The organism is Burkholderia sp. AU31624 (assembly GCF_020420065.1).
Classification (GTDB): domain Bacteria; phylum Pseudomonadota; class Gammaproteobacteria; order Burkholderiales; family Burkholderiaceae; genus Burkholderia.
On the sequence record NZ_JAIZRT010000005.1, the window covers coordinates 542,469 to 565,154 of the forward strand.

At 66.3% G+C, this 22,686-nt stretch carries 22 protein-coding genes and 1 tRNA gene; 6 read left to right on the forward strand and 17 right to left on the reverse strand.

All coding sequences use genetic code 11. The features are described from left to right. Positions 1-10 precede the first annotated feature (10 nt). Positions 11-286, forward strand: a complete 276-nt coding sequence (locus LGM89_RS21550) for an oxidative damage protection protein (protein WP_006478357.1) — start codon at positions 11-13, stop codon at positions 284-286. 164 nt (positions 287-450) lie between these two features. On the opposite strand, the gene LGM89_RS21555 is transcribed toward LGM89_RS21550, so the two are convergent. The 3 genes from LGM89_RS21555 to LGM89_RS21565 form a co-directional block, all read right to left on the reverse strand. Next, entirely contained in the window at positions 451-1,866 is a 1,416-nt protein-coding gene (locus tag LGM89_RS21555) for an MFS transporter (RefSeq protein ID WP_226273817.1), read from the reverse strand. Between the two features lie 102 nt (positions 1,867-1,968). Continuing rightward, the gene (locus tag LGM89_RS21560) at positions 1,969-3,165 is read right to left on the reverse strand and encodes a CaiB/BaiF CoA transferase family protein (RefSeq protein ID WP_226273818.1); all 1,197 of its coding nucleotides are present in this window, start codon (positions 3,163-3,165) and stop codon (positions 1,969-1,971) included. Beyond that, complete coding sequence (locus LGM89_RS21565) at positions 3,162-4,913, reverse strand: acyl-CoA dehydrogenase family protein (RefSeq protein WP_226273819.1); 1,752 nt, start codon at positions 4,911-4,913, stop codon at positions 3,162-3,164. The genes LGM89_RS21560 and LGM89_RS21565 overlap by 4 nt, the downstream gene beginning before the upstream one ends. A 173-nt stretch (positions 4,914-5,086) precedes the next feature. Between LGM89_RS21565 and LGM89_RS21570 the strand changes: the two genes are divergently transcribed. The 4 genes from LGM89_RS21570 (at position 5,087) to LGM89_RS21585 (ending at position 6,902) form a co-directional block, all read left to right on the forward strand. Beyond that, positions 5,087-5,989, forward strand: coding sequence for a LysR family transcriptional regulator (locus LGM89_RS21570; protein WP_226273820.1), 903 nt, complete (start codon positions 5,087-5,089; stop codon positions 5,987-5,989). A gap of 98 nt (positions 5,990-6,087) precedes the next feature. Further along, positions 6,088-6,162 (forward strand) — tRNA-Val (locus LGM89_RS21575). 291 nt (positions 6,163-6,453) lie between these two features. Then, complete coding sequence (locus LGM89_RS21580) at positions 6,454-6,636, forward strand: YodC family protein (RefSeq protein ID WP_226273821.1); 183 nt, start codon at positions 6,454-6,456, stop codon at positions 6,634-6,636. Next, positions 6,633-6,902, forward strand: a complete 270-nt coding sequence (locus tag LGM89_RS21585) for a DUF6953 family protein (RefSeq protein ID WP_226273822.1) — start codon at positions 6,633-6,635, stop codon at positions 6,900-6,902. The genes LGM89_RS21580 and LGM89_RS21585 overlap by 4 nt, the downstream gene beginning before the upstream one ends. 36 nt (positions 6,903-6,938) lie before the next feature. On the opposite strand, the gene LGM89_RS21590 is transcribed toward LGM89_RS21585, so the two are convergent. After that, complete coding sequence (locus LGM89_RS21590) at positions 6,939-7,700, reverse strand: TIGR02391 family protein (protein ID WP_226273823.1); 762 nt, start codon at positions 7,698-7,700, stop codon at positions 6,939-6,941. 20 nt (positions 7,701-7,720) lie between these two features. Between LGM89_RS21590 and LGM89_RS21595 the strand changes: the two genes are divergently transcribed. After that, positions 7,721-8,326: a hypothetical protein gene (locus tag LGM89_RS21595; RefSeq protein WP_226273824.1), complete on the forward strand. Its 606-nt coding sequence runs from the start codon at positions 7,721-7,723 to the stop codon at positions 8,324-8,326. A gap of 43 nt (positions 8,327-8,369) precedes the next feature. On the opposite strand, the gene LGM89_RS21600 is transcribed toward LGM89_RS21595, so the two are convergent. The 13 genes from LGM89_RS21600 to hutH form a co-directional block, all read right to left on the reverse strand. Beyond that, on the reverse strand, positions 8,370-8,537 hold the full coding sequence (locus tag LGM89_RS21600) for a superinfection immunity protein (protein WP_226273859.1): 168 nt from the start codon (positions 8,535-8,537) through the stop codon (positions 8,370-8,372). A gap of 24 nt (positions 8,538-8,561) precedes the next feature. Then, positions 8,562-8,834, reverse strand: coding sequence for a hypothetical protein (locus LGM89_RS21605; RefSeq protein WP_226273825.1), 273 nt, complete (start codon positions 8,832-8,834; stop codon positions 8,562-8,564). Between the two features lie 116 nt (positions 8,835-8,950). Next, positions 8,951-9,796, reverse strand: a complete 846-nt coding sequence (locus LGM89_RS21610; protein WP_226273826.1) for a tyrosine-type recombinase/integrase — start codon at positions 9,794-9,796, stop codon at positions 8,951-8,953. Between the two features lie 367 nt (positions 9,797-10,163). After that, positions 10,164-11,558 (reverse strand): aspartate aminotransferase family protein, encoded by a 1,395-nt coding sequence (locus LGM89_RS21615; RefSeq protein WP_226273827.1) that lies wholly within the window; start codon positions 11,556-11,558, stop codon positions 10,164-10,166. A 28-nt stretch (positions 11,559-11,586) separates the two neighbouring features. After that, positions 11,587-12,924: a glutamine synthetase family protein gene (locus LGM89_RS21620; protein ID WP_226273828.1), complete on the reverse strand. Its 1,338-nt coding sequence runs from the start codon at positions 12,922-12,924 to the stop codon at positions 11,587-11,589. 12 nt (positions 12,925-12,936) lie between these two features. Further along, complete coding sequence (locus tag LGM89_RS21625; RefSeq protein WP_089495180.1) at positions 12,937-13,743, reverse strand: gamma-glutamyl-gamma-aminobutyrate hydrolase family protein; 807 nt, start codon at positions 13,741-13,743, stop codon at positions 12,937-12,939. A 759-nt stretch (positions 13,744-14,502) separates the two neighbouring features. Beyond that, a complete protein-coding gene (hutG, locus tag LGM89_RS21630) occupies positions 14,503-15,300 on the reverse strand; it encodes an N-formylglutamate deformylase (protein ID WP_226273829.1) in 798 nt (265 codons plus the stop codon). 59 nt (positions 15,301-15,359) lie between these two features. Continuing rightward, positions 15,360-16,736, reverse strand: a complete 1,377-nt coding sequence (locus LGM89_RS21635) for a formimidoylglutamate deiminase (protein WP_089425796.1) — start codon at positions 16,734-16,736, stop codon at positions 15,360-15,362. 4 nt (positions 16,737-16,740) lie between these two features. Then, the gene (hutI, locus tag LGM89_RS21640; protein WP_089495183.1) at positions 16,741-17,964 is read right to left on the reverse strand and encodes an imidazolonepropionase; all 1,224 of its coding nucleotides are present in this window, start codon (positions 17,962-17,964) and stop codon (positions 16,741-16,743) included. A gap of 4 nt (positions 17,965-17,968) precedes the next feature. Then, entirely contained in the window at positions 17,969-18,580 is a 612-nt protein-coding gene (locus LGM89_RS21645) for a HutD family protein (protein WP_226273830.1), read from the reverse strand. Positions 18,581-18,582: 2 nt separating this feature from the next. Beyond that, the gene (hutU, locus tag LGM89_RS21650; protein WP_089495185.1) at positions 18,583-20,271 is read right to left on the reverse strand and encodes a urocanate hydratase; all 1,689 of its coding nucleotides are present in this window, start codon (positions 20,269-20,271) and stop codon (positions 18,583-18,585) included. A gap of 39 nt (positions 20,272-20,310) precedes the next feature. Further along, a complete protein-coding gene (gene hutC, locus LGM89_RS21655) occupies positions 20,311-21,006 on the reverse strand; it encodes a histidine utilization repressor (protein WP_069248398.1) in 696 nt (231 codons plus the stop codon). A gap of 4 nt (positions 21,007-21,010) precedes the next feature. Further along, positions 21,011-22,534 (reverse strand): histidine ammonia-lyase, encoded by a 1,524-nt coding sequence (gene hutH, locus LGM89_RS21660; protein ID WP_226273831.1) that lies wholly within the window; start codon positions 22,532-22,534, stop codon positions 21,011-21,013. Positions 22,535-22,686: the final 152 nt, after the last annotated feature.

Below are 22,686 nucleotides of genomic sequence, written 5' to 3' on the forward strand. Positions count from 1 at the left end.
GAAGTACACGATGGCTCGAATGATCCAATGCGCGAAGCTCGGCAAGGAAGCCGAAGGCCTCGATTTCCCGCCGCTGCCGGGCGAACTCGGCAAGCGCATTTACGAGAGCGTCTCGAAGGAAGCGTGGCAAGGCTGGCTGAAGCAGCAGACGATGCTGATCAACGAAAACCGCCTGAACATGGCCGACCCGCGCGCGCGCCAGTACCTGATGAAGCAGACCGAGAAGTACTTCTTCGGCGACGGCGCGGATCAGGCGTCCGGCTACGTGCCGCCGACGGAAGGCTGACCGGCATCATTCGCGACGGCCGGCCGCGCTGGTCGCCTCGCGGGAAACGACAAACGGCACCGTGTCATCGCACGGTGCCGTTTGCTTTTGGCGCACCCGAACCGATGCGACACGGCCGGTGCTTGCGATACCGCCGGGCCGCCCGGTCACACCGACCGCCCGATTCAACCCACCGGCTTCAGCGTGCCGCGATCGTCCGGCGGCGGGACCGCACCGGCCGGGGTGTCGGCGGCGGCGCCTTCCATACCCCATTCGGCCGCGTCGCTGCGTTCGGCCGTCGACAGTTCGTCCGCGCGATACCCGGTGCGATTCAGCAGCGCCAGCATGCACACGAGCGACACGAGCGCGTAAAGCCCCGATGCGACCGCGACGCCGACGATGCTGCCGGTCGAATTGAGGATCGCCTGCGCGAGCACCGGCGTGCCGCCGCCGACGACGAGCGCGCTCAACTGGTACGCAAGCGACAGGCCCGTGTAGCGGATGTTGGCCGGAAACACGCGCGCGAGCACGCCGCCGACCGCGCCATAGAACATCGCCGACGGAATCGTCGAGATGCACATGCCCGCGACGGCCACCCAGTACGAGCGCGTTGCGAGCGCATGGAACATCACGGGCATCAGCACGATTTCCGGAATCAGGATCCAGCACATCGCGCGGCGCATGTCGACCTTCGACACGAACCATGCGCCGACCGGCTGCATCAGGAACTGCACGACGAGCGAGATCGACAGGATGCCGAGGAACGTGCCCTGCGCGTAACCGAGTTCCTTGGTCGCCCACGACAGCGCGAACGTGCTGCGGAAGTACGTGACGTTGATCACCGGCAGCGTGCCGGCCGCGAGCAGCACGACGACCCAGTGATCGCGCACGACATCGCGCAGCGGCAGCTTCACGGTGCGCTTGCGCGCGAGCACGCGCTGCATGTCGGCCGACTCTTCGAGCTTCAGCCGGATCACCATGCCGATGATCACGAGCACGGCCGACAGCAGGAACGGAATGCGCCAGCCCCACATCAGGAACGACGGGGTGGGCAGCGCGCTCAGCGCGAAGAACGCGGCCGTGGCCAGCAGGTTGCCGGTGGGCGAGCCCTGCTGCGCGAACGCCGCATACAGGATGCTGCGATGCTTCGGCGCGTTCTCGCTCGCGATCAGCACCGCGCCGCCCCACTCGCCGCCGACCGCGATGCCCTGCAGCACGCGCAGCACGACGAGGCCGGCCGGCGCCCAGACGCCGATCTGCGCATAGCCGGGCAACAGGCCGATGCCGGTCGTCGCCAGCCCCATCATCACCAGCGTGATCACGAGCGCGGTCTTGCGGCCGACGCGATCGCCGAGATGTCCGAACACGATGCCGCCGAGCGGCCGCGCGGCGAAGCCGGCCCAGAACGTGACGAACGCCAGCAGCGTCGCGACGCCGGGATCCATCGTGCTCGCAAAGAACACCTTGCCGAACACGAGCGCAGCGGCCGTGCCGTAGATGTAGAAGTCGTACCACTCGATCGTGGTGCCGACGAACGCCGCGAAGGCGGCGCGGCCGGGCCGCAGTTGCGGCGCGGCGGTCGGGGATGTCTGGCGGCTCATCGATGTCTCCATGTTGGTGTGTCGGGGGCGCGACTGTCGCGCGCCTTTCCCGGGTGGCCGGCATCGCGCCGCCGGCCGGCGGCGTCGTGTCAGTCGGGGCGCCTAGCCGGGAGCCTCCCTCAGTACGCCGGCGTCGAGCAGTTGCTGCTGGAGCGCGGGATCGACGCCAAGGCGCTCGAGCACCGCGCGCGTATCGCCGCCCAGTGCGGGCGGCGGCGAACGATAGGTGGCCGGCGTGCGCGACAGCTTCACCGGCGACGCCGTGCCGCGATAGCCGCCGATCTCGACGAACAGGTTCCGGTGCAGCGCATGCGGATCGTGCGCGACGTCGGCCACCGTGCGCACCGGCCCGCACGGCACGCCGGCCGCCATCAGGTCGCGTGCGAGCGGCTCGCAGGCGTGCTCGGCGAGCCGTGCTTCCAGTTCGGCCTTCAGCTCGGGACGGTGTGCGCAGCGGCTGCGGTTGTCGACGAAACGCGGATCGCCGGCGAGCGCCGGCACGCCGAGATGCGCGACGAGCCGCGCGAATTGCCGGTCGTTGCCGATCGCGAGGAAGATCGGCGCGGTCGCCGTACGGTAGCTGTCATACGGCGCGATGTTCGGATGCGCGTTGCCGCTGCGCGCCGGCACGCGCCCGGAACCGAAGAAGTTCGGCAGGTGCGGATGCAGCAGCGACACGCCGCAGTCGTACAGCGCGATGTCGATCGACTGCCCTTGCCCGCTCTTCTCGCGCTCCGCGAGCGCCAGCAGGATGCCGGCCAACGCGTTGAGGCCCGTGACCATGTCGACGATCGGCAGACCGATGCGCGTGGCGTCGCCGTCGCGCTCGCCGTTGACGCTCATCAGCCCCGCCATCGCCTGGATCACCGCGTCGTAGCCGGGCAGCCCGCCGAGCGGGCCGCCTTCGCCGAAGCCCGTCACCGCGCAGTGGATCAGGCGCGGGAAGCGCGGCTGCAGGTCGCGCGCGTAGTCCATCCCCCAGCGCGCGAGCGTGCCGGGCTTGAAGTTCTCGACGAGCACGTCGGCCTCTTCAAGCAGGCGCCACAGGATCGCGCGCCCCTCGTCGCGCGACAGGTCGAGCGCGAGCCCTTCCTTGTTGCGGTTCACGCCCATGAAATACCACGCGGTATCGCCGAGGAACGGCGGCCCCCAGCCGCGCGTCTCGTCGCCGTCCGGCGGCTCGATCTTGACCACCGTCGCGCCGTGGTCGGCGAGCGCCTGCGTGCAGTACGGGCCGCCGAGCACGCGGCTCAGGTCGACGACCTTCAGGCCGTCCAGTGCACCACGCGTCGTGCTCATCGTTCGACCTCCGGCAGCAGGTCGAGCGCGGTATCGAGCGCGATCGGCGTGCCGCGCAGCAGTGCGTCGTACGCGGCCGATTCGTCGTCGCGCGATGCCGGCGCGAGCGGATCGTCTGGCAGCAGCTTGTGGCGCACGACCAGATGCGCGAGCGCGAGCCGCCGGAAATCCGGCGCGAGCCGCACGCCCTCGCACGCCATCAGCACGGCCGCGCTCGCGTAGTACAGCGCGGACGCGGCCTGCCGCACGCGCGCGTCGTCGCCTTCGTCAGCGACCCGCGCGAGCGCGTCGCAGGCGCGCGCGAGGATGCGCCGCAGCGCCGCGCGGCTCGCATCGGGCAGCGGCGCCGCGCCGAGGCGGTCGCCGAGGAACGCGCGCAGCGCATCGAGCGCGTGCTCGCGCTGCGCGGCCCGCGCGACGTCGAGCGCGACGATGTTGCTCGTACCTTCCCAGATCGAGCCGAGATGCGCATCGCGCACGATGCGCGCGTCGCTCCACTCCTCGATGTAGCCAGTGCCGCCGCGCACTTCCATCGCATCGCCCGTCACGCGCCGCGCATCGCGGCACGCGCGGAACTTGATCAGCGGCGTCAGGATCCGCACGCAGCGCGCGGCCTGCTCGTCGCCCGCATCGGCCTGCGGCAGCAGCAGCGCGATCTGCATGAACATCGCGCGCGCGGCCTCGGCCGGCAGCAGCATCTTCAGCAACTGGCGCTGCATCAGCGGCATCTCGATCAGCTTGCGGCCGAAGGCCTCGCGGTGCGCGGCGACGTGCAGCGCCTCGTTCAGCGCGCGCCGCATCAGCCCCGCCGCGCGCACGCCGTTCGACAGCCGCGACATGTTGATCATGTCGGCCATCTGGTGAAAGCCGCGGCCGATCTCGCCGATCAGGTACGCCTGCGCGCCTTCGAGCGCGATCTCGCCGCTCGCCATCGAACGGCTGCCGAGCTTGTCCTTCAGGCGCACGATCCGGTAGCGGTTGCGCGTGCCGTCCGGCAGCGTCTTCGGCAGCAGGAACAGCGCCAGGCCCTTGATGCCGTCCGGCGCGCCGTCGGGCCGCGCGAGCACCATCGCGAGTTCGGCATCCGCGTTCGAGCAGAACCATTTGTCGCCGGTCAGGCGCCAGACGGTCTCGCCGTGCGCGCCGGTCTCGGGCGTCGCCCGCGTCGCGATCCGGCCGACGTCGGAGCCCGCCGCCTGTTCGGTCATGAACATCGCGCCCTGGTACAGCGTGTCGAAATCGCGTGACGCGAGCATCGGCAGGTAACGCGCGACGAGCGCCGGATCGCCGAAACGGCGCAGCGTGCGCGTCAGCGAATCGGTCATGCTGACCGGGCAGCACAGCCCGAATTCCGCCTGCACGAACAGGAACGTCAGCGCGTACTTGACGAGCGGCGGCACCGATTCGGCCCCGTGGCTCAGCGACGCAAGCCCGAGCTCGGCATACGCGACGCGTTCGAGCGCGACATACGCGGGATCCTTGTCGATCCGCTGCACGGCCTCACCGCGCCGGTTGCGATGCTCGAGCACGGGCGGGTGCTTGTCCGCGCGCGACGCCCATTCGTCGAGTTCGCCCGACACGCGTGCGCCGAGCGCGCGCAGTTGCGGCTCGAGCTCGGCATAGCGGGCCTCGCCGAGATGCAGCTTCAGCAACGCGCCGAGATCGGGATCGATGGTGAAGAAATTGATGCCCCGGCTGTCGGGGATATTGGATGCGCCGGTGTCCGGCGTGCGAGCGGTGTCGTGCATGCGTGTGTCTCCTGGGTTGCCTGCACGTCGGCTGGGCCCGGCGCCGCGGCGCCCGGCCAGTCCCGTGCAAAGCCTTCCGCAGAGCGTAGGCGTGCGATCGATAAGCGTCCAATACAGGATTTATCCGGTACGATAGATATCGCTTATCGATGCCGACGCCGCGAGGAGACACCATGGAACTGAGGCAGTTGCGCTACTTCGTGGCGGTCGCCGAGGAGCTGCATTTCGGGCGCGCGGCGAAGCGCCTGTTCATCTCGCAGCCGGCGCTGAGTTTCGACATCCGCAAGTTCGAGGATGCGCTCGGCGTGCAGTTGTTCTCGCGCACCAACAAGACCGTCGCGCTGACCAACGCGGGCGAGGTGCTGCTCGGCGAAGCGCGCCGGCTGCTGCTGCAGGCGGCCGAGGCCGAACGCCTGACGGTGCGCTCCGCGTCGGGGCTCGCGGGCCGGCTGCGGATCGGCTTCGTTCATTCGATGCTGTATCGCGGGCTGCCCGATGCCGTGCGACGCTTCGAGGCCGACTATCCCGGCGTCGAAGTCGTGCTGAGCGAAATGAACACGCAGGCGCAGGTGCAGGCGATCCAGCGCGGCCAGATCGATCTCGGCTACGCGCACTGGGGCCACTTCCCGCCCGAGGTCGAATCGACGCCCGTCTATGCGGAACCGTTCGTGTGCTGCCTGCCGGCCGCGCATCCGCTCGCGAAGCGCAGGCAGGTCGCGCTCGCCGCGCTGGCCGCGGAACCGTTCATCCTGTTCCCGCGCGAAGCGGCGCCGCACTATCACGACCTGATCATCGCGCAGTGCGTGAATGCCGGCTTCAGTCCGCTGATCCGCCACGAGGCACGGCTGTGGCAGACGATCCTGTCGATGATCGAGTTCGGAATGGGTGTCGCGCTGGTGCCGCGCGTGCTGCAGCGGGTAAAGAGCGAGCGGCTCGCGTTCCGGCCGCTGAAGGATGCGTCGCTCGAATCGCGCACGCTCGCGCTGAAGCGCAGCGGCACCATCGAGCCGGTTGCGCTGCGCTTCGCGGATTACGTGCGCGCGTCGATCGACGCGCTGCCCGCGCTCGCGGGCTGAGCGCACGGCCGGTTGGCAGGTATGCGTGGGTATCTGAAAAATATTTGCAGAAAGTGCTTTACAGACCCTCAAAGCCCTGACATAATTTCAGCTTCTTTGGGCGGTTAGCTCAGCGGTAGAGCACTGCCTTCACACGGCAGGGGTCACTGGTTCGATCCCAGTACCGCCCACCAAAGAATTCAAGGCAGAAGTGCCGGAAATTAAAGGGTTTATGCAGAGATGCGTAAGCCCTTTTTTCTTTTCCACGCCCATCTTCCAGCAGCGTCGCGGGACAGTTCGAGTCCCGCCTGCAGCCCGTCAGGTCCTGCACCTTCGGGTTGGTTACGCCTGACCGGGACCGGTCAGGCTCCGTAAGTTTACCCCGGAGGACGCGTGCGGCAGTCTCGCCGCCCTACACGGCCCGTTCCTCGACTCACAGTCACCTGTGGTGTATAAAAGTGACGGACCAAATCGGGGGAATAACAATGGCTCTCAAATTCAAGGTTGGCGACATCGTTCAACTGAAATCCGGCGGCCCGGAAATGACTGTTAAATCAACGCCTAGTCCGGCAAGCCCGCGATACTGGTGCCAGTGGTTCGCCGGCAAAAAATTGGAGTCCGGGGATTTTCCCGAAGAGTCGCTGAAATCTATCGAGAACACGCAATGACGGACGCGGCCGCAACAGCAAAGTGGATGCTCGCGCAGCTTGAGCGAGACGGCTGCATCTACCAAGATGACGTTGTTGATCATTTGGTGAAGGCAAAGACCGACGCACTTCTTCGCGAAAACGCCGATGGAAATCTGGTCGTCGGCACAGCGGTACTTAACGCCTTCAAATCCATTACCGAAACCACGGTCGTTTGGGTAAAGCCGGATCACTACTGGCGCTGGCGCGTCAAAGAAGACGAACCCGGCCGCGAGGCTCGCGGCTAACAAGGTGGTCGTTGCCGCGCTCGAATAAAGCCCTAGTCAGACCACCGATGTACGTTCGAGCGCTTTCGCCAGCATATTGATGAACAGTAGGTACTCCAGCGCCTGCTCCGGATGATCCTTCATCAACCCATGAGCACGCGGGTTGCGGATCGCGGCCATCGCCCCGGCGTACAGGTACATCATTCCCATCTGCTCGCTACGCTCGCTATCGTTCTGTTGGTCGTTGAACTTCAGTATCGGTTTATTGGAGTTGAAGACTGCCTGCATCAAACCAGTACCGCTACCGTCGTCCTTTAGAGCGCGTGTCTTGACCAATAGCTCAAGCACTTTGCACGCGGCCTCGACCGCTTCCGCGTAGTGTCCATCCTCGAAAAGCTTCGTGCAATGCAGCGCAATTTGCGGATGCCAGTTGGCCGCGCCAAACACGCGTTGCGCTTGCTCTTCGGGAGAGTCCTCCCCGTCCTGCAATCGCTCTTCGAACAGGTCGATAATCGTGTTGAGGTTCGTGCGCGCCCGATCAATGTTCTTTGCGAGACTACGCACAAGGTCGTGCCGATCGAGGTTGTACTTCATGCGGAACTCGATATCAATCAGTGCACCCGGTCGAAAGCGTTGCCACTCACCCGACGTTAGTAGTTCACTTAACGTCTGCTGCACCTTCCCCTCGACAGCCGTAATCGAAGGATCGCCAGCTTCCGTAATGGAGTTCAGGTCGATCTCATCAAGCTCTCGAATACGGCGCTTCAGTTTTTCAATTCCGCGTCGCGTCTGCTCGCGGCTAAGTGCTTTGACGGTCATAGTTTTCCAAACATGGTGGCGTGCTCGAAGTTCACTACAAAAGCGAAGCGTCAGCAAGCTCCACACCACGTATGGTGCTGAAACGTCTCGCGCCACGCTGTTGTAATGGCAAAATATTCGCCGAAAACACTAACAGCGGGGTTGCGATGGCGGGTGATCTTCAGTCGGGGTGGACTACCGTGATACAGGCGAGCGCAGCCGCGCTGACGCCGATCATCGCAATATTCGGCGGCTGGATCGCGTGGCAGCAGGTGCGCATAAACCGGAACAAGCTGAAGCTCGATCGGTTCGATAAGCGGTTCGCCGTGCACGAAGCCGCGATGACGTTTGTTGCCAGAGTCGCCACGAAGGGCAACGCGGACCTTGAGGAGATGAACGATTTCATCGCCAAGACTCGCGGAACGCGGTTTCTACTGAGTAAAGACATTGCCGACTACCTGGACGAAATATATAGAAATGCGGGCCGTCTGCGCAGCATATCTATATCGATGCAAGCATTGGTTCTATCGGACGAGTCCCGACAACAGTTCGGAGATAGGTGGCTGGAGCTGAACGAATGGTTTCAGAAGCAGTTGGACGTGATACCGGAAAAATTCTCGCCGTTCCTCTCGATCGACGATATGTGAAAATCGCCGCGCTGCGATGCATTCGGGCGCGGCCCTTACCGCCCTACTCCACTTTGCTGACGACGGTCAGCGCCCAAACGAGCGACGCGACCCAACCGACGAGCGTCCAGCCGAGACACGTGTTGAGCACCGCAATGGCATTCTGGTTATGATGACCGCGAACGATCGCGATGATGGTCGGCAGGAAGTAACAGCAAAGACCCGCAACGATGAGAAGTAAGCCTCACCCTATCTGTTACTCGAACCTAAGCGCAGCGAACTGCGCGGCAAAGCCTGCGAACATCAACCCAAGTGCCACCAGGGACATAATTTTGTAGATCAGTTTTCGCCTTAGTTTCTGCTTGTTGTGTTCGCCAACAGTTAGACCGTCAGGCATCACCGTGGCGTCGGTCGCCATTAGAAAATCGCCTTCCCGGTGATCTGGTTGAGGAAAGCCAAAAAAGAAGGCCAAGGCAACGCCCGTCATATTGGCAAACAAACCAATACCGTTGAGAAGGTGCGCGGTCATGATTGACGTCCGAGTAATGATCTTCGGTAGCTTACCTTTGCTTGCCTTTCTCGGACAGACTGAGCAGCGCGGCCAGATCGACCAGACCTGAGCCGCACAACATTTACACGACTACATCACCCCATCGCACCAACCAACTCTTCCGCCTTCAGGTGCGTATAGCGCGCCAGCATGCGAATATCCTTGTGGCCGCTGATCACCGCTAGTTGGATCGGGTTCATGCCCAGTCGGGCGTAACGCGTGATCGCCGTATGCCGGAGGTCGTGGAAGCGGAGGTTATCGAGTTCGCAGCGCTTCGTGAGCCGCGCAAACAAGTGTTTGAGCGTGTCTGAGGTTAGCCGCGAGAAAACGCGCTCCTCGTCCCGCTCGATTGACTCCAGTGCGGCAAGCGCCTTGGACGAAAGCGGTACGTCGCGCGGATGCCCGTTCTTCGCCTCCCGAATGCGGCAGACGCGCCGCTGCCGGTCGACATCCGCCCAGCGCAGACCGATGATTTCGCCAGCCCGCATAGCCGTAGCTAACGCGAACTCGATGGCCGGCGCCAAATGCGAATTCACGGACGCTCGTGCAGAAGTCAGCAGCACGACTTCCTCATCGTCTTCTAGAACGCGTTCACGGTGCGGCGGGCTTTTCGGCCGAGCCACCTTACAGTCCGGGATCGTGCAACCCCACTCCGTCCGTGCCTTATTGATCGCCGCGAACAGGAGGTTCATCTCCCGCGCGCAGGAGGCGGGCTTCACCTCCTTCAGGCGATCGTCCCGCCACGCGGCCATCATTGACGGCGACAGTTCAGCCAACGGAGTCTTCGAAAAGCTCTGCCGCAGCCAAATGTTGATTTTCAATACTTCAATCCAGCCGCCCTTGTGGTCGTTACACACCGTATCCCGGTAGCGCCGCAGAATGTCCGCGATGGTGTGCAGGCCGTCCGGCTTCGCCTTGGCAGGCGGTCGGTAGCTCCCCACGGTCGAGCGCCGCCTCAGCGGCCCGCATCCACTTCTCCGCGTCCTTTTTGTTCTGGAAGGTCTTCGACTGAGTCGGACAGTTCTTGCGGCGAATCTTCGCCTGATATGTTACGTCCGCGTTTTTGGCAACTCGTTTGACGATGGCACCCATGACTTTGCGTCCCGTATGAGTCCCTCGGGCGCAAAAACTGGCGGAGAAGACCGCCGCTATTGGGTCTAGCACTGCCTTCACACGGCAGGGGTCACTGGTTCGATCCCAGTACCGCCCACCAAAGAATTCAAGGCCCTGCGTCTCACGACGCAGGGCCTTTTCGTTTTGGCGTCGCGCTTGCTCCTCGGCGCAGCACGCGATGCTGCGCCGGCTTACTTACCCCGCGCGCCCTACCCGCTCCGCCGTTGCATCGAACGCGCGCTTTGCCTTGTCGACGATCTCATCGACCTCCGCCTCGCGAATCACGAGCGGCGGCGACAGCAGCATCCGGTCGCCGGTCGCACGCATGATCAGGTTGCCGTTGAAGCAGAAGTCACGGCAGATCGTGCCGATATCGACGTTCGCACCGAACCGCTCACGCCGCTCCCGGTCGCGCGCAAGCTGAACGCCCGCGACCAGCCCTGCTCCCGCAATCTCCCCGACGATCGGATGGTCGCCCAGCGCATCGCGCAGCCGGCGCTGGAAATACGGCCCGATATCGTTCTTCACGCGCTCGACGATCCCTTCGTCGCGCAGCAGCTTCAGGTTCGCGACCGCGACGGCCGCCGCCACCGGATGGCCCGAGTACGTGAGGCCGTGGTTGAATTCGCCGTTGTCGATGATCGGTCGCGCCACGCGTTCGTGAATGCCGACGGCCCCCATCGGCACGTAGCCCGACGTGAGGCCCTTGGCCATCGTGATGAGGTCGGGTTCGAAACCGAAGTGTTGGTGTGCGAACCATTCGCCGGTGCGGCCGAAGCCGCCGATCACTTCGTCGGCCACCAGCAGGATGTCGTACTTGCGGCAGATCCGCTGGATTTCCGGCCAGTACGTCGACGGCGGGAAGATCACGCCGCCCGCGCCCTGGAACGGCTCGCCGATGAACGCCGCGACGTTCTCCGCGCCGAGTTCGAGGATCTTCGCTTCGAGCTGCTGCGCGCGCGCCAGGCCGAATGCTTCCGGCGTTTCGCCGGCCGCTGCTTCGCCGAAGAAATACGGCTGGTCGATGTGCACGATGTGCTCGACCTTCGACGGCATCTGCTCGTGCATGTAGCCCATCCCGCCGAGCGTGCCGCCGGCGATCGTCGAGCCGTGATAGCCGTTCTTGCGCGAGATCACGTATTTCTTCTGCGGCTGGCCCTGCGCGCGCCAGTACTGGTGCACGAGGCGCAGCACGGTGTCGTTGCCTTCCGAGCCGCTGTTGCAATAGAAGAAGTGGTTGAAACCGGCCGGCGTAACTTCCGCGAGCATCGCGGAGAGCTCGATCACCGGCGGGTGCGTGGTCTTGAAGAACGTGTTGTAGAACGGCAGTTCCTGGATCTGGCGATACGCGGCGTCGGCGAGTTCCTTGCGGCCGTAGCCGACGTTCACGCACCAGAGACCGGCCATCCCGTCGATCACCTTGTTGCCGTCCGAGTCCCACAGGTAGACGCCGTCGGCCTTCACGATCACGCGGCTGCCCGCGCGGTTCAGCGCACCCATGTCGGAGAACGGGTGGATGTGGTGCGCGGCGTCGAGCGCACGATAATCCGCGGTCGATTGCGGCGATACAGCGTCATTTCTATCGGTCATGTTTCCTCCGGAAAACCGTGCCGCACGCTCAGACGTGCAGCAGCAAATGCCTGCGCTCCCACGAGCTGATCACGCGGAAGAACGCTTCGTATTCGGTGTCCTTCAGCGCCAGATAGGCCTTCACGAACTTGTCGCCGAGAATGCCGGCCAGCGGCGTGCAGGCCGCCATCAGCGAGATGCCCTCCTCGAGATTGCGCGGCAGCTGGTACGGCAGGTTATAGCCGTCCGACGCGATCGGCTCGGTCGGTGCGAGCTGCTGGATCAGGCCGAGATAGCCGGCCGCGAGCGTCGCGGCGAACGCGAGGTACGGATTGCAGTCGACGCCCGGGATCCGGTTCTCGATACGGCGCGCCGACGCGCCTGACTGCGGAATGCGGAAACCGACCGTGCGGTTGTCGTAGCCCCACTGCACGTTGATCGGCGCGGCCATGAAGCGCGACAGGCGGCGATACGAGTTGATGTACGGCGCGAAGATCGGCATCAGCGCCGGCGTGTACTTCTGCAGCCCCGCGAGATAGCTATGGAACATCGGCGACACCGTACCGTCCTCGTTGGAGAACAGGTTGCGCCCCGTGCGCGCGTCGGCCAGGCTCTGGTGGATGTGCATCGCCGAGCCCGGCTCGTCCTGCATCGGCTTCGCCATGAAGGTCGCGTACATGTTGTGGCGCAGCGCCGCCTCGCGCACGGTGCGCTTGAACAGGAACACCTGGTCGGCCAGCGACAGCGCGTCGCCATGCACGAAGTTGATTTCCATCTGCGCGGCACCGACCTCGTGAATCAGCGTCTCGATATCGAGCCCCTGCATCTCGCAGTATTCGTAGATGTCCTCGAACAGCGAATCGAACTCGTTCACGGCCTCGATCGAATACGACTGCCGGCCGGTCTCCGCACGCCCGGTGCGGCCGACGGGCGGACGCAGCGGCAAGTCGGGATCGGCGTTCATGTCGACGAGATAGAACTCGAGCTCGGGTGCAACGACCGGCTGCCAGCCCTTCGCCTTGTACAGGTCGAGCACGCGTCGCAACACATAGCGCGGCGAGATCTCGACCGGCGAGCCGTCGAAGTGCACGCAGTCGTGGATCACCTGCGCGGTCGGGTCGACGGCCCACGGAATCAGGCAGATCGTCGACGAATCGGGCACGCACACCATGTCGGGGTCGGTCACGCCGGTGAGCGTCCCGTCCTCCGGATAGTCGCCGGTGACGGTCTGCACCATCACCGCCTGCGGCAGGCGCATCGATTCGCCGGATTCGAACTTGTTGCGCGGAATGATCTTGCCGCGCGCAATGCCGGCCATGTCGGGAATGATCGCCTCGACCTCGGTGATGCGGTGCTGTCGCAGGAATTCGCTCAGTTCGGGTTGCATGATCGGCCTCTATCAGTCGACGTCGGATGCGGCCGGCGACGGCATCGCGCCGCCGGCCGCATGAATGCGATGCGTCATGCGCGCGCGGCACGCCGCGCCGAATGCCGCGAAGATGTCGCGCGACAGCGGCTGCTCCGCGTAGCGCCATTCGGGATGCCACTGCACGCCGAGCGCGAACGCGCGCGCGCCGCGCACGCTGACGGCCTCGATCAGTCCGTCGGGCGCACTGGCTTCGACGACGAGCCCCGCGCCGAGTTGCGCGATGCCCTGGTCGTGCAGCGAATTGACCGTCGCTTCGTGCGCGCCGCGCGCGACCCGCTGCAGCAGGCCGCCCGGCGCGAACCGCACGACGTGCGCCGGGCCGTACTGCCGTTCGAGCGGATCGGCGGGCCGCTCGCGGTGATCGTCGAAGCCGGTCGTCGCGTGCAGCCGCTGATGCAACGTGCCGCCGTAAGCGACGTTCAGCTCCTGCATGCCGCGACAGATCGCCAGCACGGGCACGCCCGCGTCGATCGCCGCACGGATCAGCGGCAGCGCGGTCGCATCGCGCGCGGGGTCATGCAGCGTGTCGGGCGCGCTCGCGGCGCCGCCGTAATGATGCGGCTCGACGTTCGAATAGCTGCCGGTGAACAGCAACCCGTCGACTGCCGCGACGATCGCGTCGGCCGGCTGGCGCGCGCCGAGCGCGGGCAGCACGAACGCAAGCGCACCGGCACCGTCGACGAGCGCGGCCAGGTACTTCTCCCCCGCCGTATGGTTCGGATGCACACCGCGCAGGATGCGGTCGGCGGTGACGGCTACGATCGGGCGCGCATGCATGGGCGGCTCTCCGGTAATCGCGCGCGACTCGTTCGCACGCGGGACGTTGAAGGTTCGAGCCGGCGCCGCACGCGCGCACCATGACGCGGCGCATGTCCATGCGCGATCCTGCCGCGCGGACGATGCGGCAACAGGCGGTGCGACCCGGAACGGAAACGGAAAACGACGCTAGGGCAACAACGATGCGCTGCCGTCGCACTGCACCGCGCTGAACACATGCGCGGACACGAGATTGAAGCGGCGCAGGCCGCGATGGGAAAGGGCGAAGAAACGAGGCTCGCGTAAAAAGGCGGCACACGTGCCGCGATCAGCATGCCGGGACGGCCCGGCCTGAGGCGGCGCGCCCGCCGACGGACTTCGCGTCCGGCGTATCGAAGGGCTGGCGGCTTTCACGATCGTACTCGACTGACGGATGAAGGCAGGACACGTGTCGCGATCAAGCGCATGCGGCAATGCCGCGCGGCGACACGTCGGCAAGGTGTCTCGCCGCGCATTCCGGCGCGGTGCGGCCACGATCGATGGCCCCGCCGCCGGTGCGCGCGTGACGACTTCCTGACATTCAGCTTATATCACCTAAAAATTGCGTCAAATTTTCAGGTGCCGATGACGACATCGAACAGACGAAAGCCCTACGAAAAAAAACGGCATCGATCCCGTGGATCGATGCCGTGTTGTGCACTGCATCGGTGCGGCATGCTGTGCGCCGGCGGGCCGTGACGCACCTGTTCCGCCGCGCTGCCGCATCCGTGCGGCCCGCGTTCAGCGATGCGCGAGCGCGGTTTCGACGAGCGTCTGCAATAGCGGCACGATCCGCGCCGCACGTGCTTCGTCATACGCGTAAGGACGCGTCTCTTCCATGTAGGTGATCTGCGAGAGCTCGAGCTGCACGGCCTCGACGCCGGTAGCGGGCACGCCGTAGTGACGCGTGATGTAGCCGCCCTTGAAGCGCCCGTTCGCGACCGCCGTATAGCCGCCCTGTTCGAGCACGCGCGCGGCCAGCGCCTCGGCCAGGCCCGGCGCGGCACTCGCGCCGCTCGACGTGCCGAAGTTGAAGTCGGGCAGGCGGCCGTCGAAGAAACGCGGCACGTGCGAGCGGATCGAATGCGCTTCCCACACGAGCACGCGGCCGTGCTCGCGCTTCAGTCGCGCGACCTCGCCTTGCAGCGCCTCGTGATACGGCAGCCAGTAGCGATCGCGGCGACGCATGATCTCGTCGTTGCCGGGCAGCGCGCTCGCCGGATACAGCGGCGCCTTGTCGAACGTATCGACCGGCACGAGCCCCGTCGTGTCCTGCCCCGGGTACAGGTTCTCGTTGTCGGGCGGACGGTTCAGGTCGACGACGTAACGCGCATGCGACGGTACGAGGATCGATGCGCCGAGGTCGGCCGCGAATCCATACAGCCGTTCGAGATGCCAGTCGCAATCGTCGACGAAGCGCGCGTCGGCCGTCATCGTCGCGGCGATGTCGTCGGGAATGTACGTGCCTGCGTGCGGAATCGAGATCAGCAGCGGCAGCGTGCCCTGCTTCAGCGTGAATACAGCCGGTTGTTCAGTCATGTCGCATCACCGTTGGAGGTCTGCCGGCGCACGCTTGCGGCGTGCGCCGGTTGCGCGCGTCAGCGCAGCAGTTGCGCCAGCGCGGCGCGGTAGTCGGCATACGCGACGGCTTCGTCGCGATGACGGCGGCCGCTCACGACGCGCTCGCCGCCCGTGTAGACGTCGAGCACCGGCGTGTCGCCGTGCTCCGCGAACACGATACCCGACAACCACGACGTGCTGTCGTGTTCGGCGATCGCCGGATGATCGGGATCGAGCACGAGCCAGTCGGCGCGGCACCCTTCACGCAGCGCACCGACGCGCCGCCCGCTGGCCTGCGCGCCACCGGCGAGCGACGCATCGAACAGGCGATCGGCGACATGCGCCTGCGACTCGCTCGCCAGCACGTTGCGCGCGCGGTGCACGAGCCGTTGGCCGTATTCGAGCAGGCGCAGCTCGGAGCGCCAGTCGACCGATGCGTGGCTGTCGGAGCCGACGCCGATCACGCCGCCCTGCGCGAGATAGTCGACAGCGGGGAACACGCCGTCGCCGAGGTTCGCTTCGGTCGTCAGGCACAGGCCGGCGACCGCGCGACGCTTCGCGAGCGCCGCCGTTTCGGCCGCGTCGACGTGCGTCGCGTGCACGAGACACCAGCGCGCATCGACGTCGAAGCGATCGAGCAGCCATTGCACGGGGCGCGCGCCGTACGCACGCACGCAGTCGTCGACTTCGGCCGTCTGCTCGGCGATATGGATATGCACGGGGGCATCGTCGGGCAGCCCTGCGAGCAGCACGCGCAAGCCGTTCTCGGATACCGCCCGCAGCGAGTGCGGTGCAACGCCGTAGCGCAGCCCGCCGTGCTCCGGCGCCACGCGGCGCATCGCGTCGAGCAGCTCGAGCAGGCCGTCAGGCGTATTGATGAAGCGGCGCTGGTCGTCACGCGGCGGCTTGTCACCGAAACCGGCGAACTGGTACGACACCGGCAGCATCGTGATGCCGATGCCGGCCGCGCGCGCGGCGTCGATCACGCGCGTGCCGAGCTCGGCGATCTGCGGATAGCGCGAGCCGTCCTGCGTGTGGTGCACGTAGTGGAATTCGCACACCGACGTGTAGCCGCACTTGAGCATCTCGACATACAGCCAGCGCGCGATCGCGGCGAGCGCGTCGGGCGTGATCTTCAGCGCGAAGCGGTACATCAGGTCGCGCCAGCTCCAGAAGCTGTCGGACGGATTCGCGCGATATTCGGTGAGCCCCGCCATCGCGCGCTGGAACGCGTGCGAGTGCAGGTTCGGCATGCCGGGCAGCACCGGCCCGGCCGCGCGAGCGACGCCCGCGGGTGCGTCGGTGTCGGGCGTCACGCCGGTCAGCGTGCCGGCCGCGTCCCAGCGCAGCAGGACGTTACGGCGCCAGCCATCGGGCAGGTACGCATGGTCTGCGAACAACGTGGTGTCGGTCATGAGGCTATCCATTCATCCGGCGAAACACGGTCGTGCCGCCGCGTACGACCTGCTCGCACAGCGGCCGGCCGATCCAGTAGGCGAGCTCCGCCAGCGAGCCGACCGACCACGCGGCGAAGTCGGCCTGGCGACCGACCTCGAGCGCGCCGTGGCGATCCGCGCGGCCGAGCGCCGCGGCCGCATGGCGCGTGACGCCCTGCAGCACTTCGGGCACCGTCATGCGGAACAGCGTGCAGCCCATGTTCAACGTCAGCAGCAGCGATTCGAGCGGCGACGTGCCGGGGTTGTGATCGGTCGCGAGCGCGATCGGCACGCCGTGTTTGCGCAGCAGCTCGATCGGCGGCAGTTGCGTCTCGCGGATGAAGTAGTACGCGCCGGGCAGCAGCACGGCAACCGTGCCGGCTGCCTTCATCGCCTCGATGCCGGCTTCGTCGAGAAATTCGAGGTGATCGGCGGACAGTGCGCGATAACGCGCGGCCAGCGCCGTGCCGCCCGCATTCGACAGCTGCTCCGCATGCAGCTTCACGGGCAGCCCGCGCCGCGTCGCGGCCTCGAACACGCGCTCGGTCTGCGCGAGCGAAAAGCCGATGCGTTCGCAGAACACGTCGACCGCGTCGACGAGCCCTTCGTCGGCCAGCGCCGGCAGCATCCGGTCGCACACTTCGTCGATGTACGCATCCGCACGGCCCGCATATTCGGGCGGCAGCGCGTGCGCGCCGAGGAAGGTCGTGTAGACGCTGACCGGAAAGCGTTCGCCGAGCTGGCGAGCAACGCGCAGCATCTTGCGTTCGCTCGCGAGGTCGAGCCCGTAGCCCGACTTGATCTCGATCGCGGTCACGCCTTCGGCGAGCAGCGGCTGCAGGCGGGCTGCAGCCTGCACGAACAGCGCCGTCTCGTCGGCCGCGCGCGTCGCGCGCACCGTCGACACGATCCCGCCGCCCTGCCGCGCGATTTCCTCGTAGCTCACGCCCGCGAGGCGCTGCGCGAATTCGTCGGCACGCGTGCCGCCGTACACGAGGTGCGTATGGCAGTCGACGAGGCCCGGCGTCACCCACGCGCCGTGCAGATCCTCGCGCTGCCAGTGGGCGTAACCGTGCGGCAGCGCGGACATCGCGCCGAGCCAGACGATCGTGCCGGTTTCGTCGACGGCGATCGCCGCGTCGTCGATCGTCTCGTCAGGATGGCCGTGCGGACACAGCCTCAGGTGATGCCAGACAGTCGGTTTCATGCGTTCAGTCTCGTTCGCCGATGGCGAGCGACACGGCGAGCAACGCGCCGCTCCCGCTCACGACGACGTCAAACGCACGCCGCGGCCCGTCGAGCCGCAGCGTGTCCATTTCTTCCAGGGCGTAGCGCATGCCGTCGATTTCGACGGCGGCTTCGCCGGCCGCGCAATACAGCAGCACGGTATCGGCATGCTCGATGCGGTGCGCGCCCGCGCGCCATACGTCGAGCGCGCCGCGCGCGGCCGAACGGCGCGTCATCAGGTTGAAGTCGCGCGTCGCGCCGTCGTGCAGCGTCGCGTCGATCGCCGCTTCCCCCGCAAAATCCGCGCGGGCCAGCGGTGCGTCGAGCACGTGGCGGGCGCCGCCTGCCTCGGCGAGCGTCATGCCCGCGCCGGACAGCAGCACCAGCGTGCGGTCGATCCCGTCGAAACGCGAGAACGGCCCGGCCGTGCCGACGTCGGCGACGCTCACGCGCCACGCGAACGCGTCGAGCGCGGCGCCCGGCGGGAACGCGGCGATCTCGCGCGTCACGCCGCCGCCGTTCTTCCAGGGCGACGCGACGAGATCCGCTGCGCGGATCATCGTCGCAATCGCCGGCGCCGGGTGGAGCGCCGTCATGCTCAGCGGCCGAGCATCGGCAGCTTCAGGCCGGCTTCGCGGGCCGTCTGCTGCGCGAGTTCGTAGCCGGCATCCGCATGGCGCATCACGCCCGTCGCCGGGTCGTTCAGCAGCACGCGGCCGAGGCGCTCGTGCGCTTCGGCGGTACCGTCGGCGACGATCACGACGCCCGAGTGCTGCGAGAAGCCCATGCCGACGCCGCCGCCATGGTGCAGCGACACCCACGATGCGCCGCCTGCGGTGTTCAGCAGGGCGTTCAAGAGCGGCCAGTCGCTCACGGCGTCCGAACCGTCCTTCATCGATTCCGTCTCGCGGTTCGGGCTGGCGACCGAGCCGGTGTCGAGGTGGTCGCGGCCGATCACGATCGGGGCCTTCAGTTCGCCGTTCCTGACCATCTCGTTGAACGCCTGGCCGAGGCGATAGCGATCCTTCACGCCGACCCAGCAGATCCGTGCCGGCAGGCCCTGGAACGCAATGCGCTCACGCGCCATGTCGAGCCAGTTGTGCAGGTGCGGATCGTCGGGGATCAGCTCCTTCACCTTCTGGTCGGTCTTGTAGATGTCTTCCGGATCGCCCGACAGCGCGACCCAGCGGAACGGGCCCTTGCCTTCGCAGAACAGCGGGCGGATGTAGGCCGGCACGAAGCCCGGGAAGTCGAATGCGTTCTCGACACCCATTTCCAGCGCCATCTGGCGGATGTTGTTGCCGTAGTCGAGCGTCGCCGCGCCGCGTTCCTGCAGCGCCAGCATCGCGCGCACCTGGACGGCCATCGACTGCTTCGCGACCTTCACGATGCTCTGCGGATCGACCTTCTGCGCTTCGCGCCATTGCGCGACGGTCCAGCCTTGCGGCAGGTAACCGTTGATCGGGTCGTGCGCGCTCGTCTGGTCGGTCACGCAGTCCGGCGTGATGCCGCGCGTGACGAGTTCGGCGAACACGTCGGCCGCGTTGCCGAGCAGGCCGATCGACACCGGCTTGCCAGTGCGCTTCGCTTCCTCGATCATGCCGAGCGCCTCGTCGAGCGTCGTCGCCTTCTTGTCGACGTAGCGCGTCTTCAGGCGGAAATCGATGCGGGTCTCGTCGCATTCGACCGCGATCATCGAGAAGCCGGCCATCGTCGCGGCCAGCGGCTGCGCGCCGCCCATGCCGCCCAGGCCGCCCGTCAGGATCCAGCGGCCCGACGGATCGCCGTTGAAGTGCTGGTTCGCGACCGAGAAGAACGTTTCATAGGTACCCTGAACGATGCCCTGGCTGCCGATGTAGATCCAGCTGCCGGCCGTCATCTGGCCGTACATCATCAGGCCCTTGCGATCGAGCTCGTGGAAGTGATCCCAGTTCGCCCAGTGCGGCACGAGGTTCGAGTTCGCGAGCAGCACGCGCGGCGCATCCTTGTGCGTGCGGAACACACCGACCGGCTTGCCCGACTGGATCAGCAGCGTCTCGTTCTCTTCGAGATCCTTCAGCGATGCGAGGATCTGGTCGTAGCATTCCCAGTTGCGTGCCGCGCGGCCGATGCCGCCGTACACCACGAGCGCATGCGGATGCTCGGCGACTTCCGGGTCGAGGTTGTTCTGGATCATCCGGTAGGCCGCTTCGGCCAGCCAGGTCTTGCAGACTTTCTCGCTGCCGCGCGGCGCGCGGATCGTGCGCGTCGGATCGAGACGGGGATCGATGTGTTTCGGATGGTTCATGACGACTGCTCCCGAAGGAAAATGACTATCAAATAGGAATCAGAAATGCCCGGTGAAGCGATAACGGCTGCCGGGATGCCACAGATTCGCCACCGAGGCGACGACGCCCTGCGACCAGGTGCGTCGATGTAAAACCAGACACGGCTCGACGTCGTCCATCCGCAGCTGCTCGCGCCGCTCCGGCGCCGGGGCCGCCGCTTCGATCCGGTACTCGACGCGCTGCAGCGGAGCCGCGCGCATCAGGTACAGGTTCGGCGTCGTGTTCGTGAAATCCTGCTCGGCGTAATCCGGCGCGACCGCCGGATTCACCCATCGTTCTTCGAGCTGCACGGGCTCGTCGTTCTCGAAGTGCAGCACCTGCGAATGAAACAGCTTCGTGCGCACGGCGACCTGCATCTCGTCGGCGAGCGCGTCGTCGGCGCGGATCGTGTCGAGGCCGAGCACGCTGGCGTGATACGCATGCCCGCGTGCGCCGACTTCCTCCGAGATGCTGCGGATCGCCACCAGCGTCGACTCGTACTTCGGCCGCGCGACGTAGGTGCCCGCCCCCTTCATGCGCGTGAGCACCTGCTCGGCCGTCAACTCGCGCAGCGCGCGGTTGACGGTCATGCGCGCCACCTTGAATTCGCGCGCCAGCTCGTTCTCGGACGGCACCTGATCGCCCTCCTCCCACTCGCCTGCGTGGATGCGGGCCAGGATGAAATCCTTGATCTCCTGGTAGACCGGCGCGCTCATGGGCTTACTGTTCCGACGCGAACGAGAACGGCGCGACCTTCGCGAACGCGCGCTCGCCGACCAGCTTGGCGATCACGGCGATGTCCGGTGCGAAGTAGTGGTCGAGCTCGTAGTGCGCGACCTTGCTGCGGATCGTTTCCATCACCGGCGCCAGCTTCGGGCTCGTGTGATACGGCGCGCGCAGGTCGACGCCTTGCGCGGCGGCCAGCAGCTCGATCGCGAGGATGTGCTTCGTGTTGTCCGCGATGTCGGCGAGCTTGCGCGCGGCGAACGTCGCCATCGACACGTGGTCTTCCTGGTTCGCCGAGGTCGGCAGCGAGTCGACCGACGCCGGATGCGCGAGCGTCTTGTTTTCCGACGCGAGGGCGGCCGCCGTCACGTGCGCGATCATGAAGCCCGAGTTCACGCCGCCGTCCCGCACGAGGAACGGGGGCAGGCCCGACAGCGTCGCGTCGATCAGCAGCGCGATGCGGCGTTCGGCCAGTGCGCCGATTTCCGCTGCAGCGAGCGCGAGGTTGTCGGCCGCGAACGCGACGGGTTCCGCGTGGAAGTTGCCGCCCGACAGCACTTCGCCGGTATCCGGGAAGATCAGCGGGTTGTCCGACACGGCGTTCGCTTCGACCAGCAGCACGTCGGCCGCATGGCGCATCTGGTCCAGGCACGCGCCCATCACCTGCGGCTGGCAGCGCAGGCTGTACGGGTCCTGCACCTTGTCGCAGTCGCGGTGCGACTGGTTGATCGGCGAGCCTTCGAGCAGGTCGCGATACGATGCGGCCGCGTCGATCTGGCCTTGATGGCCTCGCAGTTCATGAATGCGTGCGTCGAACGGCTTCACCGAACCGGCAGCCGCGTCGACCGACAGCGCGCCGGCGACGAGCGCGGTGCGGTACAGGTCTTCGATCGCGAACATGTTGTCGAGCGCCAGCGCGGTCGATGCCTGCGTGCCGTTCAGCAGCGCCAGGCCTTCCTTCGCCTGCAGCGTCAGCGGCGCGAGGCCCGCGACGCGCAGACCTTCGAGTGCGCTTGCACGCTCGCCGCGGATGAACACTTCGCCGACACCCAGCAGCACGGCCGACATGTGCGCAAGCGGCGCGAGGTCGCCCGATGCGCCGACCGAGCCCTTCACCGGGATCAGCGGCAGCACGTCCGCGTTGAACAGCTTGATCAGCGCGTCCATCACTTCGCGACGGATGCCCGAGTGGCCGCGGCCGAGGCTCGACAGCTTCAGCGCCATCAGCAGGCGCACCGACGAGCGTGCCATCGGCTCGCCCACGCCGACTGCGTGCGACAGCACGAGGTTCTTCTGCAGCAGTTCGAGCTGGTCGTGCGGGATGTGCGTGCTGGCCAGGCGGCCGAAGCCCGTGTTGATGCCGTAGGCCGGCTCGCCCTTCGCGGCGATGTCGGCGACGGCCTTCGCGCCCGCGTCGATCTTCGCGAAGCTGGCCGGGTCGAGCGCGAGCTGCACGGATTCGCGTGCGATCTGGCGCAGTTGCGGGAGGGTCAGATGGCCGGGGGTCAACGTAATCATGTGAGCAATCCTGTCTAGACAAGTTCGGAATGGATTGAAGTGTAGCCACGCCAACTTGTCTAGACAACCCGTTTTTCACCGATTTCGACTCGGGAGTTTCCCTGATGCCCGGCGCGGCCCGCCCCTTCAGCCCGTGTGATCCGGCTCTTAAC